10 protein-coding genes and 1 pseudogene are annotated in these 12,969 nt (G+C 69.0%); 3 read left to right on the top strand and 8 right to left on the bottom strand.

Annotated features, from left to right (window positions below):
* Positions 1–534 precede the first annotated feature (534 nt).
* Positions 535–882 carry an SH3 domain-containing protein gene (locus ACFC1X_RS06015; RefSeq protein ID WP_376349138.1) on the top strand — a complete coding sequence of 116 codons (348 nt, stop codon included), beginning with the start codon at positions 535–537 and terminating at the stop codon, positions 880–882.
* Positions 883–1,573: 691 nt separating this feature from the next.
* On the opposite strand, the gene ACFC1X_RS06020 is transcribed toward ACFC1X_RS06015, so the two are convergent.
* The 3 genes from ACFC1X_RS06020 to ACFC1X_RS06030 all read right to left on the bottom strand — a co-directional run bounded on the left by ACFC1X_RS06020 (position 1,574) and on the right by ACFC1X_RS06030 (position 6,371).
* Positions 1,574–3,268 (bottom strand): SpoIIE family protein phosphatase, encoded by a 1,695-nt coding sequence (locus ACFC1X_RS06020; protein WP_376349140.1) that lies wholly within the window; start codon positions 3,266–3,268, stop codon positions 1,574–1,576.
* Positions 3,269–3,326: 58 nt separating this feature from the next.
* Positions 3,327–3,680, bottom strand: coding sequence for an STAS domain-containing protein (locus ACFC1X_RS06025; RefSeq protein ID WP_376349142.1), 354 nt, complete (start codon positions 3,678–3,680; stop codon positions 3,327–3,329).
* 717 nt (positions 3,681–4,397) lie between these two features.
* Positions 4,398–6,371, bottom strand: coding sequence for a heavy metal translocating P-type ATPase (locus tag ACFC1X_RS06030; RefSeq protein WP_376349144.1), 1,974 nt, complete (start codon positions 6,369–6,371; stop codon positions 4,398–4,400).
* A gap of 96 nt (positions 6,372–6,467) precedes the next feature.
* On the opposite strand from ACFC1X_RS06030, the gene ACFC1X_RS06035 reads away from it, so the two are divergent.
* Entirely contained in the window at positions 6,468–6,854 is a 387-nt protein-coding gene (locus ACFC1X_RS06035) for an ArsR/SmtB family transcription factor (RefSeq protein WP_376349146.1), read from the top strand.
* A 213-nt stretch (positions 6,855–7,067) separates the two neighbouring features.
* Here the strand turns inward: ACFC1X_RS06035 and ACFC1X_RS06040 are convergent, their stop codons facing one another.
* The 3 genes from ACFC1X_RS06040 to ACFC1X_RS06050 all read right to left on the bottom strand — a co-directional run bounded on the left by ACFC1X_RS06040 (position 7,068) and on the right by ACFC1X_RS06050 (position 9,419).
* Positions 7,068–7,310: an alpha/beta fold hydrolase gene (locus ACFC1X_RS06040; protein ID WP_376349148.1), complete on the bottom strand. Its 243-nt coding sequence runs from the start codon at positions 7,308–7,310 to the stop codon at positions 7,068–7,070.
* Positions 7,311–7,850: 540 nt separating this feature from the next.
* A complete protein-coding gene (locus tag ACFC1X_RS06045; RefSeq protein ID WP_376349150.1) occupies positions 7,851–8,399 on the bottom strand; it encodes a GIY-YIG nuclease family protein in 549 nt (182 codons plus the stop codon).
* A gap of 342 nt (positions 8,400–8,741) precedes the next feature.
* Positions 8,742–9,419 carry a hypothetical protein gene (locus ACFC1X_RS06050; protein WP_376349152.1) on the bottom strand — a complete coding sequence of 226 codons (678 nt, stop codon included), beginning with the start codon at positions 9,417–9,419 and terminating at the stop codon, positions 8,742–8,744.
* A 364-nt stretch (positions 9,420–9,783) separates the two neighbouring features.
* Between ACFC1X_RS06050 and ACFC1X_RS06055 the strand changes: the two are divergent.
* Positions 9,784–9,924, top strand: a pseudogene (locus ACFC1X_RS06055) (IS5/IS1182 family transposase); the annotation flags it as partial.
* Between the two features lie 321 nt (positions 9,925–10,245).
* Here the strand turns inward: ACFC1X_RS06055 and ACFC1X_RS06060 are convergent.
* Together ACFC1X_RS06060 and ACFC1X_RS06065 are read right to left on the bottom strand one after the other, a co-directional pair.
* On the bottom strand, positions 10,246–11,850 hold the full coding sequence (locus ACFC1X_RS06060) for an N-acetylmuramoyl-L-alanine amidase (protein ID WP_376349154.1): 1,605 nt from the start codon (positions 11,848–11,850) through the stop codon (positions 10,246–10,248).
* A gap of 31 nt (positions 11,851–11,881) precedes the next feature.
* Positions 11,882–12,445: an MmpS family transport accessory protein gene (locus ACFC1X_RS06065; RefSeq protein WP_376349156.1), complete on the bottom strand. Its 564-nt coding sequence runs from the start codon at positions 12,443–12,445 to the stop codon at positions 11,882–11,884.
* Between the last annotated feature and the right edge of the window lie 524 nt (positions 12,446–12,969).

Raw genomic sequence — 12,969 nt, forward strand, 5'->3', positions numbered from 1 at the left:
CGGGCGGGGGGGTCCCCACGCCCGGGCCGCACCCCGCCCGCGGGGCGGGGGGGGGGGCGCAACCCCCCCCCCCACCCCACGCTCCGCCCACCGCCGTCCGTGCGCACCCGCGTCGGCGGCCAGCCCCGCTCACCGACCTCCGTACCGAGGCGTCCCTCCGGGACGGCTCAGCCTGGCTCGGCTCGCAGCCGGCCGGAACGTCCGGGCCGCGGGCGGCCCTACGGGCACGACGGCGCTGTGCATCGCGCTCCGCGCGAGACGGGCGGCCGGCACCTCCCCGACGTCGGTACGGCACGCCGCCGACCGCACCACCAAGATCTCACGGCCACGTGCCCCATGCTTCGGAGTCGAGCATTTGAGAGTGCTCGAATGCTGGCCCCTTTCAAACTCGCTTGTCTAACGTGAAAGAGAAGAGTGCTTGAGAGGCCGGATGCTATTGGGAAGTCTCCAAGATGACGTCTTGAGACGGTGGCTTGGAGACACGCAGTCGGCGCAGCACCCTGCACACCTAAACGACCTTTCACTGGGGGATCAATGAACCGTCGACTCCGTGCCCTTGCCGTGGCTGCCGCTGCGGCAGGCTCCACCATCCTGGCCACCAACCCCGTTTCAGCCGTAGAGATGGTCACCACGTACGAGGCTGTAAACCAGCGGGACTACCCCGACTCGAAGAGCGCATGGCAAGGTACCTACCCCGCCAACCACACCGTCCTCGGCCTCTGTTGGACCTGGGGCGAGACCATCACCGATAACGGCATCACCAACGACGTCTGGGTCGCCACCGGCCGGCACAGTAACGGCCGATACACAGCCTGGATCAGTGCCGTCTATTTGAAGGGCAATGCGACCGGCGGGGTAACGAATTACTGCAGTTGGCTCTGACAGCAGCAAGCAGGGGCGGGCCGGGCGGCCCGCCCCTCTCGTGTCTGCGGGACCGTGGCCGTCCACGGCGGTCCCCGCCCGGCCGCGAGCTGCGGACTGGGGCTCCACCCGCAGTTCTCTGGCGAGACGGGGGACCGGGCCATCGAGGCACCGTCGCGTGCCGAGCGAGGCCGTCGTCGTCCTTTACAAGCTCGCAGGCACCGCAGCACAGAAGCAACATCTGACCCAGCTTGGCGAGCTCCTCGGCCGCATCAAGCAGGCCGAACGCCGCTTCCCCGAACTCCCGCTCGACAGTGTCGCCGCCCACCTCGATGCCTTCCGGAAGCCACCCTTCCAGATAGCTTCAGCTGCAAAATATGCGGTAAAAGGATCGTCCTGGACGAGCTGCTGGACCTCGCGCGTCAAGAGGGAGCCGCGATCGCCCGCGCTCGCGACGCCATCGGCGCAGTGCAGAACGAAATCGACCGCCGCTCCGGCTGATCACCACGCCCGAACCGTGACGCCGATGGTTCGGCCCTCAGGGGCGGCGGTAGCACGCGGCGACGGCACCTAGGTCGGCCTTGAGCAGCGCCTTGGTGATGCTGGCGCTGATCAGGACGAGCTGTCGCACGAACTGCGAGCGTTCTCACCGAAGGGCGAGTATCGCGTGCACCCATCCAGCGCCCAGTCAGCCAGGTTCTGCGCTCTTCGTTCAGGGGGTGCGGAGAGCGATCAGGGTGATGTCGTCTCGGGCGTCGCCGAGTTCGCTGGCCAGTTGTGCACACAGGCGGGTCAGGGGGAGGTGTTGGTGGGTGTCGAGGTGCTGGCGCAGGCGGGTCATGCCGGTGTCGAGGTTCTGGGTGCGGGACTCGACGAGGCCGTCGGTGTAGAGGACGAGGGTGGCTCCGGCGGGCAGGGGGATGCGGGCGGTGGGGCGTTCCATGGTGGGCCGAACGCCGAGGAGCATGGCATGGGGGCCGGTGAGGTAGATGCTGGTGTGATCGGTGGCCAGCAGCAGGGGCGGGGGGTGTCCGGCCACTGACCAGGACAGTTCCCAGGTGTCGTCGGGCTGGGGGTGCAGGCGGGCGAGGACGACGGTCGCGGAGTCGGCCAGTCTGAGGTGGGCCTGGGCGGTGTCCAGGCGGCGAATGATCTGCCCGGGGGTTTCGTCGGGCCGGTCGACGGCCAGAGCGCGGAGCATGTTGCGCAGTTCGCTCATGCGCGAGGCGGCCTTGATGTCATGGCCCGTGACGTCGCCGATGACCACGGCGAGGTCGCCGCCGGGCAGGACGAAGGCGTCGTACCAGTCCCCGCCGACTTCGGCGGCCTGTTGGGCGGGCTGATAGTGGGCGGCCAGCTCCAGACCGGGCACGTGCGGCAGGTCGGTGAGCAGGGCCCTTTGGAGGGTGCCGGCGATGTCGGCCTGGGCGGCGTGCAGGTGCGTGTTCTCCAGCCCGAGCGCGGTACGCCGGGCCACTTCCTCGGCCAGGACCCGGTCTGCCTCGTTGAACGGCGGGCTGCCCGCGGTGCGGGCCAGGGTCAGAGCACCCAGGGTCTGGGCGCGCAGCCGTAGCGGGACGACCAGGACGTCCTCGGCCTCCACCAGGTTCAGCAGGTCCGCTCCCGCCGCCGGGGCCGGCGTGGGCAGGTGCCGCATGCCCGCTCCCTGCCTGATCCGCACGAGCGCCTCACGATGTGCGGAGCTCTCCGGCACGCGCGTGTCCCACGGCGCGGCAGGCAGGGTGCCGGGCACGTGATGCGCCCAGGCCGCCCGCTGCATGACGCTGCCCTCAAAGAGATCAATGAACACGGTGTCGGCCAGCCGGGGCACGAGCTGACGCACCAGGCGCTCCAGCGCCTGCTGGGCGTCCAGGGTGCTGACCATCGCCAGGGTGATCTCGCCAAGCCAGGTGATCTCCGCGAGGTCGTACTCGGCCTGCTCGCGCATCGTCTCGCTGTGCGCGTAGCGGTTGGTCTGATGCGCGGCGCGCTCGCGCTGGGCGGAGGCGTCGTGGAACACGACGACCGCGCCCGCGCCGTGCCCGGCCTCGGGCGGCAGCGGAACCGCCGACCACCACACCGGCAGCGGCGTTCCGTCCGCGCGCAGCAGCACCGCCCGGTCGCCGCTGATCCGCTTGCCCTGAGCTACATCGGCGAGGATCGGCCGCTGCTCACGCAACCCGTCCGTGTTCGCCGCCTGAGGGTTGAGAGCCCGGTGGGCGTCGACACCGATCAGAGTGCCCGGCTCGTACCCGAGCAGCTCTTCCGCCCACGGATTGCAGGCGACCACCACGCCGTGGACATCCACCGCGTACACACCGGCGCCCGCGGCGTCGAACAGCACCGACATCAACGCCCCACCGGCCAGCGGTTCAGCCGGTATGCCCTTGTCAACGAAACTCTCCACAGGCCGTATTGTGCCGAACCCGGCGCCGAGACCGGAAGTGTGATCGGTTTGCCCCTTCTCACCGGGCCGTCCGCTCGGTCGCGGACGCGACGTCGGGATGGCACTCGACCACCGCGTCGAGCCCGGTCAGCTCCAGCAGTCGGCGCACCTGCCCATCCGGTCCCGCCAGACGGACACTGCCCTCCCGGGCCTCCACCGAACGCATCGTGTACACCAAGACTCCCAGACCGGTGGAGTCCATGAAACTCACGCCCTCCAGGTCCCACACCAGGTGCACCCGGCCCTCGGAGACCAGCTCATCGACAGCCTCACGCACCCGCGCGACCAGGTACACGTCGATCTCACCAAACAGGGCAAGCACCGCCCACGCCCCGGCATCAGAAACCCGCTCCACACCTGACACCGGAACCATGGCGGCTCCTCCTCTACCTGGAATATGCCGATCATCCCACCCCTCGGGCCCTGGCGAGCACATCGCCCAAACAGACTCAGCAGACACGGAACACCCATCCGTACATCTCCAGCAGGGTGGAGGATCCACGCAACCTTCGGTGAAACGAAAGTGCGATCCGTCAAGGTGCAATGAGATTCACTCAGGTCTTGATGCAAACGGACACTCAGTCTGACTCCGGACCGCGGCCTCTGTGACCGTCATCGAGAGCTGGCCAGCCAATCTGTTCAGCCCGAGGTTACGAGTCTGGCTGTCAGCGATACCCGGCCGTAGGCGTCAGAGGTAGTTGGCCACCCGAACATCCGGGAGCGATGTTTCGCATGCATTGACCGGGTTCAGAAGGGGCGAGGTCAGGGCACCGCAGTCTCCTTGATCATGAGACAGTCCAGAGGGGGATGGCGGGCTTGCTGACGCCCACTCGCTGACTGACTTCTCCGTGATCTCCAGGACGGGGACCCCATTTGTTCTTCTCTTCGGGCGGCGGCTCCTGTGACGGCGTACGCCGTTGGCCCGGACCCTTCCGGAGCGGTGCTCCCGTCGAGGGCGCGGCGCAGGTGGTGGAGTTGGGCGGCGTGGCCGCGGTCGGGGACCTTGGAGGTGCCGCAGCAGCAGCCGTGGCACACGCTCACGGTCGGTCGTGGGCTCCGAGGGCGGGGGCGGTACGCCGGGTGTGTTTGCTCACGCGGCGTCCTCGGTGAGGCGGGGCCAGGCGGCGTCGCGCAGTAGGCGCAAGCCGTTGAGGCCGACGATGACGGTGGAGCCCTCGTGGCCGGCGACACCGAGGGGCAGAGGGAGGGAGCCGATCAAGTCCCAGGCGACCAGCACCGTGATGAACGCCCCGGCGATGGCCAGATTCTGGATGACCAGGCGGCATGCGGTGCGCGAGAGCTGCACGATCGAGGGGATGGTGGCGAGTTCGTCGCGGACGACGACGGCGTCGGCGGTCTCCAGGGCGAGATCGGAGCCGGCCTTGCCCATCGCGATCCCGGAGTGCGCGGCGGCCAGGGCGGGGGCGTCGTTGACGCCGTCGCCCACGACCAGCACCCGGCGTCCCTGGGCTTCCCACTCCTTGACGGCCGTCACCTTGTCCTGAGGCAGCAGACCGGCGCGGACGTCGGTGATGCCGACCGCGGCGGCCAGGTGCTGGGCGGCGCGCTCGTTGTCGCCGGTGAGCAGGATGGGCCGGTGGCCGGTCAGGCGGGTGAGGGCGGCGATAGTGGCCGCCGCGTCCGGCCGGAGCCGGTCCGTGATGCCCAGCACGCCCACCGGCTCCTGGTCGCGCAGGACCATGATGGCGGTCCGCCCAGCCTCCTCCAGTCCGGCCACCACCGCCCGCTGCGGCTGGTGGTCAGCGTCCCGGAATCGGGCGGGGGCGCCGACCGTGATGGTGTGGCCGTCGACGGTGGCGGTGACTCCCTGCCCGGGTGCAGAGGTGAAGTTCTCGGCGCCGGTCAGGGGCAGGTCGCGTTCGCGGGCGGCGGCGACGACAGCGCGGGCGAGCGGGTGCTCGCTGGGGTGTTCGGCGGACGCTGCCAGGGTGAGGAGCGTGTCCTCGTCCAGCCCGCTGCCGGGCAGGGGGCGTAGGTCGGTGACGCGGGGAGTGCCTTCCGTGAGGGTGCCGGTCTTGTCAAGGGCGACGGTGTCGATCTGGCCGAGGCGTTCCATGACGACGGCGGACTTGGCGAGCACGCCGTGACGTCCGGCGTTGGCGATGGCGGACAGCAGCGGCGGCATCGTGGAGAGCACCACCGCGCACGGCGAGGCCACGATCATGAAAGTCATCGCCCGCAGCAACGCTGAGGAGAGGGTCTCGCCGAAGGCGAGCGGGACGCCGAAGACGGCGAGGGTCGCGATCACCATGCCGATCGAGTAGCGCTGCTCGATCTTCTCGATGGCCAGCTGGGTGGGGGCCTTGGTCTCGGAGGCTTCCTCGACCATCTTCACGATCCGGGCGATCACCGAGTCCGACGGGTCGCGTTCGACACGTACGCGCAAGGCGCCGGTGCCGTTGACGGTGCCGGCGAAGACCTCGTCCCCCGCCTGCTTGGCCACGGGCAGTGGCTCGCCTGTGATGGTGGCCTGGTCGACGTCGCTGGAGCCGTCGAGGACCGGGCCGTCGGCGGTGACCCGCTCGCCGGGCCGGACCAGGATGGTGTCCCCGATCACCAGATACTCGGTCTCGACCGTCTCCTCGGTGCCGTCCGCCAGGAGCCGAGTGGCCGTGGTGGGGGCGAGATCCAGCAGCCCGCGTACGGAGTCGGCGGTCCGCGCGGTGGCGACGGCTTCCAGGGCGCCGGAGGTGGCAAAGATGACGACCAGCAGCGCGCCGTCGAGAACCTGCCCGATCGCGGCGGCCCCCAGAGCGGCGACGACCATCAGCAGGTCCACGTCCAGCGTCTTGTCCCTCAGGGCCTTCAGGCCCTCCCAGCCGGGCTCCCAGCCGCCGGCCACGTAGGTAACTGCGAACAGCGCCCCCCACAGCCACGCCGGGCCATCCAGCAGGTAGACGGGCAGTGCGAGGAGGAACAGCACCAGTGCCGCGAGCGCCCAGCGTGTCTCGGGCAGCGCGAGCAGCAGGGTGCGGCGCCTTGGCGGGGCCGGACGGGCGGCGCCGACAGGCGGAGCGGACCGCTGTTCCAGGACAGAAGACACGGCAAGGCAACCCTTCACGGGCGGGACGAGGACAGCAATCCCACCGTACAGGAATAGGTGAACAGGTCTTCAACTGTCATCGGTATGATGGAGCCCATGGGCCACGGACGCGACACCACCAGCAGCGCCAGCACCCGCGAGCGCCTCGACGCGGTCGGCACCGCCGACGTCGCCGCCACCCTCCAGGCCCTCGCCACTCCCTCCCGGCTCTACATCCTCGCCCGCCTCCAGGAAGGGCCTTGCTCGGTCGGCGACCTCGCCGAAGCCGTAGGCATGGAGAACTCGGCCTGCTCTCACCAGCTCCGCCTGCTGCGCAACCTCGGCCTGGTGACCGGCGAGCGCCAAGGCCGCAGCATCGTCTACTCCCTGTACGACAACCATGTCGCCGAACTCCTCGACCAGGCCCTCTACCACGTCGAACACCTGCGTCTCGGACTGCACGACACCTCCGCCCGCGGACCTGCCCCCACTGCCGACCACTGACCAGGGCGGGCATCCACCCCACCGGCGGCTTACCTCACCCGCGCCAGACCTCCGCCAGGGCTGCCCCCTCCATGGGTGCCGCCGGGGCCCATGCGGCGGAGCCGCAGGACACGCACCGCTTCCCTGGCGCCAGGCCGACACCTGGAACCCTGACCAGCGCGATCAACCTTCGGTGACTCGGACCATGTTCACTCAGGGTGCATTGGTACGGGCTCAAACTGCGATGCCACAGGACAATGTGACTGAGCAGCACAATCGGCGGCTTTCGCCTTTGGAGCGCGGGACATGATCAGGAGCGGGCGCCGGGCTGCGGGAGTGCCGGTAACCCCGCAGGTCGGGGCATACGACGGTGAAACCGGGTCGCACCAGAACAGGCGCGACCCGGTGCCAGGTCGCCGACGTGCCGGGGGGGCCTCGTTGGCAGCCGCAATACACTGACTGTGATGATCGCCTCACCAGGTCCGAGGCTCATCCGCCAGTTCGGATCCTCAGTCACACCGAGCCGGGCGTTCTCGGTCAGCATCATGGACTTGACCTCCACGAGCAGCACGAGGTCGACGAAGACGACGATCCAGTCGACGCTTTGCAGTTCGTTCCGCTTGACCCGTAGGTGATCTCCGGGAGTACATCGGCATCCGGTATCAGGCGGAGCTGGCGGCCGACGTACTCCTCGAAGAGGTAGCCGGTCTCCTTCAGGAAGTCGGGTCCGAAGTGCCTCGTGTCCTGTGTGGTAGATGCCAGCCTGGGTCGCTTTGCGCCAGACCAGCTGGGTTGAGGGGCACAATAGGCCGGGCCCGAAGCCGGTAGCCGCGGGTCGGCCGAGCAGCGGGCTGTACGTGAAGCCCGCAGCTGGGCCGCATTGCCGCCGGCCACTCGTGCCAGGTTGTGCGTGATCCGCTTCTCGGCTGCTTTGACGGAAGCTACGTCGGTGGCGAAGTGGCGTTCGGCGACGCGCAGTGCTGTGTCCCGGCCGGCAATGCGGTTGAATTTTCTCTGCTACTTGTCCGGCCGGGGGCCGGCACTGGCGTGGTAGAAGGCTCGTCCCTGTTTGACGCGGTCCCGGTGGGTGCCATGCTCCGCTCCCTCGACGTTCAGAGGCGGGTGCAGTTGGGAGATCAATTCCTTCTCCAGCGGGACGGGGTCGAGGTACTCGGTCCAGGTCAGGGTGAGGTGGTGGCGCATCCAGTGGGTAAGACGCTGTTCGTCCTTGGGAATCAGGACGACGCGGTCGGTCCAGGTGGTGCGGTAGCTCTCGGCGGACATGAGGAGAGCTGCCAAGGTTCGACGCAGGGTGGACCGTCCGGAGTCCCTCAGGTGGTTGGAGACGACGCGGGAGCGCAGTCGGCGGGCCTTGCCCAGGTAGAGCAGCCGCAGTCCGGCATCGCTGGTATTGACCGGTCCGAGGAAGAAGCCCAGGACGTCGAGCGGCGCCCACCAGGCGTACACCCCTGCGGACGTGGGCAGGGCGCGGGCCGCGCGATCGAGGGTCTGGGGTGCGGAGAGCAGTTCGGCTGTGGCTCGATGAACGGTAGCGTCGTTGAGCATGGGCGCACCCTAGGTGATCAATTCCAAGGGGTGCCTGCGGAGATCGTGGGGGTGGGCGGTCAGGCGTCGGGGTCGACATCGGGGTGCGTGAACCGCACGGGCCTGCCCAACGACCGGGCGTAGGCGATTTCGGCTCGGGTGCTGTCTCCGGTTGTGGAGGATCGCGATATTCCCCCAGGGGGAGGTGAGCCTTTTCCAACCCCATACCTGTACTGCTCATCGGCCCGCTGACGACTGACCGATCTGTAGCGGGGTCGTGACCAGCAGATCCGCAGTCGGTCCCGGCGGTCCAGAGCTCCGCCGAGCATGGTCAGCGGCGCTGACAGCAGGGTTAGAAAGGGCTTAGCCCTCCGGCAGCTCCCATGAGGCGAACCAGTGGGGGAACGGTCCGGCGGAGGGCGGGAAGGCGAACGGCGGGGTGCGGTCGGTGAGCAGGCGCAGCACGAACTCGCCGGTGCCGCAGTCGAAGCGCTGCCACTCACCGTCCAGGTACTGCACCAGAACCGGCCAGTCGTCGGGATCGGCCGGTCCGGTCAGCCAGTGGAAGGTCAGCTCCTGCTCGGAGGTCCCCCATATGAGCACGCCGCCGGGCGCGGGATGGACCGGGTATGGCCGGTACAGGTCGGCGTACCGCGCCATGTCCTGGCCCCAGGAGACTAGATCCGTGCCCAGCGCACCCGGCACCAGCAGGTCCAGGTACTCGTCGAAGCTACCAGCGCCGAAGGCGTCGACGATGTCCTTGTAGTCACCGGGCAGCGCGGTGCCCAGCGCTGCCTCCGTCGCGGCCCAGTCGACGCCGCACCGATCGGCCTTCGTCCGCCCGGTGGCCTCCCGCAGCAACGCTACCCACCCGACAGCGGGCGGGCGGGTGAACGCTCGCCGGGCGAGGATCACGACGCGGCGCGGGCCATCGGCGGTGGCCGTCACGCCGTATCCGAACCAGTGCTCGGCCAGCACCCACCCGCGCAGCTCCAGCAGCCCGCCCTTCCCGCCGATGGGGAGCCCACCCTCCCCGCCCACCGGCGGACCGTCGGGCGCCCCTGCCGCCCTACCCCCGACGACCCACGCACGTACCGGCAGACCCGCCCCGTCAACCACGTCCGCAGCGACACGCTCCAGCTCGGCCAGATCCTCCGCGTCACTGGGCACACAGACATGCCCTGCCCCATGAAAGGGCAGCGGGCAGTGCAATTCGGGCGCGCGCCAGGCGTCGTTCAGACGGGCGCGCAGAGCTGAGGCGTCCACGCGGCCAAGTGAACAGCACGGCACTGACATTGTGCCTTTATAACCTGCATCAGCAGTACGCCGTTGGGCCGACAAACAGGATGGAGCCCCTGGTAGGTGGGTTCTCAACCAAGATCACCAGTCTGTCAGGAGCTTCCGCGTGCTTGTCTACCCGTCCGGTATCGACCTGTCCAGCCGCACTCGGCAGCACCTATCCGGTCTTCTCGCAGGCCACCGTCGACGGATCGGCTCCCGCTGGCGTCGCCTGACCTGTGGCGGGCAGGCCGTGCTCGTCCTGGCTCAGGCCGAGGACTCCGACACGACGTAGCGAGCAACCGGAACAGCGGTGGGTAGTCGATACGGAGTCCATGGCACATCGGCGGGCGCCATCCCCATACTGTGTGGCTCGGCTGAGTATCTGGCACGTGGCGGGGAATGAGCCTGGCCCCATGCCGCCATAGGGCGGCCGTCAGAGACGGGACCGCTGCGTCTGGCCGAAATGGCAACGACCCACCAGGCCGCAAGGACGTGCATACAGTCCGCAAGACAGGCGCCGCGAAACTGGGAAAGAAGAAGGCCGCCCCCGCCACCGCGGCGGAAGGCGGCCGTCTGCCGGGCGGGATCAGCTCGTGTATATCGACGCGCCCGCAGTGCGGCGGATCTCCGGCAGTGCCGAGTAGAGCGTGGCACCTGGGCAGAGCGTGGCGTAGCCGTCGCGGTGACCGGAAATCGTGTTGAGGGTGGCCTTGTCGCCGGTGTTCCAGACGCCGGTGTCACCCGCGGCGGTGAGCGTCACCTTCGCCTCCGGGTCGACGTCGTGCAAGTCGAGCTTCCACGCGGAGATGTCGGCGATCGCCTGCTTGGCCGCAGCCGTCGGCGTACCGCCGTTCTCGTAGTCGCCGAGGAGCGAGACGCCGGACGAGTAGCCGTTGAAGCCGTAGGTGTGGGCTCCGCGGACGGGCTTGTCGACGCCGCCCGCGCGGCCCTCGAAAACCGTGCCGCACTTGTCGACGAAGAAGTTGTAGCCGAGGTCGTTCCAGCCGTTGGTCTTCACGTGATACGTGAGGATGGCCCGGATGATGGCCGGCGACTCGGCGCAGTCGTAGGCGTTCGTGCCGGCGGTGTGGTGGACGAAGACCGCGTCGACCTTGTCCAGGTAGGAAGGCGGGTCCGCGACGAGCGACTCGTCCGCACCCCAGTCGGCCCGGCTGACGATCGTTGGTTCGGCAGGGGCGGTCGGCTCGGGCGGATTCTGTGTGGCCGTCTCGGAGGGTGCCGGTGTCGTGGGTTCGGCGGTCGGGGCGGTGCTGGGTTCGGTGGTCGGCTCCTGGCTCGGGGCGGGAGCGCTCGGCTCGGCGGTCGGCTCCGGCGGATCCTGTGTCGCCGTCTCGGAGGGCGCTGGTGTCGTGGGTTCGGTGGTCGGGGTGGTGCTGGGTTCGGTGGTCGGCTCCTGGCTCGGGGCGGGAGCGCTCGGCTCGGCGGTCGGCTCCGGCGGATCCTGTGTCGCCGTCTCGGAGGGGACCAGGGGCGTGGGCGAGGCCGGCTGTTCGGTGGCCGGGGCCACGGCCGACTCCGTGGGGATTCCGGTCGGTTCGGGCGCGGTCGTCGCCGCGGTGTCCTCGCCGGGGACCGTGGGGCTCGGTGCGGCTGTGTCCGTCTTCCCTGGCTTGGCGGACGGCTTGCCCTTTCCGTTCCCCTTGCCGCCCTTCGTCTCGCCCGGGTCGATCATGTCAAGGCGCAGCGCGTCCGGCACCGCGGTCTCCTTGCCGCCGGCCACGACTCGTGCTTCGACGGCGTCCGAAGGCCCCACCCACAGCGGCTCGGAGGCGCCGCGGACGCCTGAGGCGTCGCCCTCCTTCGTCTCCGGGGCCCGGATGCCGAAGTCGAGATCGCGCCAGTCGCTCCAGGCGCCGTCGTCCGCGCTGCGGGTGCGTATCTGAGCGGTGCCCTCGAAGTCCTCGGTGCTGTCCTCCCATGAGACGCCGACGAGTGAGAAGAGCTGCGTCTCAGTGCGGGGCAGTTCGCGCTTCTTCGCGTCCTTGCCCGCCAGTGCCAGCGTGTGCGCCTTTGCTGGTCGGGAGCTGTCATCGGTCCCGGTGTCCCCGGAGCCTCCCGTGACGGTCACGGCCGTCATACCGGTGCCGGCCAGGACTACGGCTCCCGCCGCCAGCCAGATGGTCCGCTTCGACGTGCTTGCCCGCCGCGCGCGGGTCCCTCTCGGACTCATGCCCATCCCTCGTGAAGCTGCTGTGTGATGATCAGTTGTCGGTGGCGGGCAGTTCGCCCGCGCAGGTGGCGCGCCCGAATTCGTTCATGGCCGTAGCCCTTTGGACGTGCTTGCCGCCGATCGCGAGCGTGCAGGCCGCCTGTCCGCCCTTCTCGCCGAGGACGATGGCCACGGTCGGGGCCTTGCCCAGGGGCACCTGGACGGTCTGCTTCCAGGGCAGTTCGGCGTCCCGGACGACCGTCGTCTTGCCGTCCTCGTCGCGGCCGAGGTAGGAGATCTCGACCGGTCCCTCGCCCGTGACCTCGTACGTCACGGCGGCGGTCGGCACGGGGGGTGCCTTCGGCTTCTCCTCCGTGTCGAGCACGCCGTAGCCGACGAGGCCGCCGCAGGCGAGCAGCAGGACGGCGGCGATCGCCATCCCGGCCCGGCTGCCGTCGGTGCCCTTGTCCGGGCTCTTGTTCGCCGTCCCGGTGTCTGCCGTTTCCGCGTTCGCCGTTTCCGCATCCGTGGGTTCCGCGTCTGCGGCTTCCGCATGCAGCGTCTCGACGGACAATTCCTCCGGCTCTGAGCTCTCCGTGGATTCCTTGGATGGCATGAACGAGTCCCGGCTTTCGGTGGGTCGAATCGAGTCTGAAGTCGAACCGGGCGGTTATACACCACGCGGAGAGAACCGCGCGAGCGACGGGACAAAAGGGGTGAAGTCGGCGCCTTTCAGGCTCGGGTTGCCCAGAATGTCCGTGGGCTTGACGGGGCGTCACTCAAGTGGTCAATAATCCGCTGCCGCGCCCGTGAACTGGCCGTTCGGCTGCTCACATGCGGCTGCACAGCCATGCTCAAGGCCGGGCCGGAACTCTCCGCTCCGGCTCGTTCGGCGTGCCCGTTTCGCGCTCGTCGGGGGCCGGCCGCCGATGTCGAAAGGTAATGACGTGAAGGTCCCCTACAGGAGATATCTCTCCTGTCTGGTGGTCGCGGCGGTTGCAGGCACGCTACTGCCGCAGGTCGCTTACGCGGCCCCGCCATCAGAGCCCGAAAAGGGCGATGGTAAGGGAATTATCGAAACCGTCACCGACTGGTTCGCAGAAGACGGAAACGAAAGCAAAGAACCGCCCTCGTACGGCA

The sequence above is a fragment of the Streptomyces sp. NPDC056128 genome, from assembly GCF_042263835.1.
Lineage (GTDB): Bacteria > Actinomycetota > Actinomycetes > Streptomycetales > Streptomycetaceae > Streptomyces.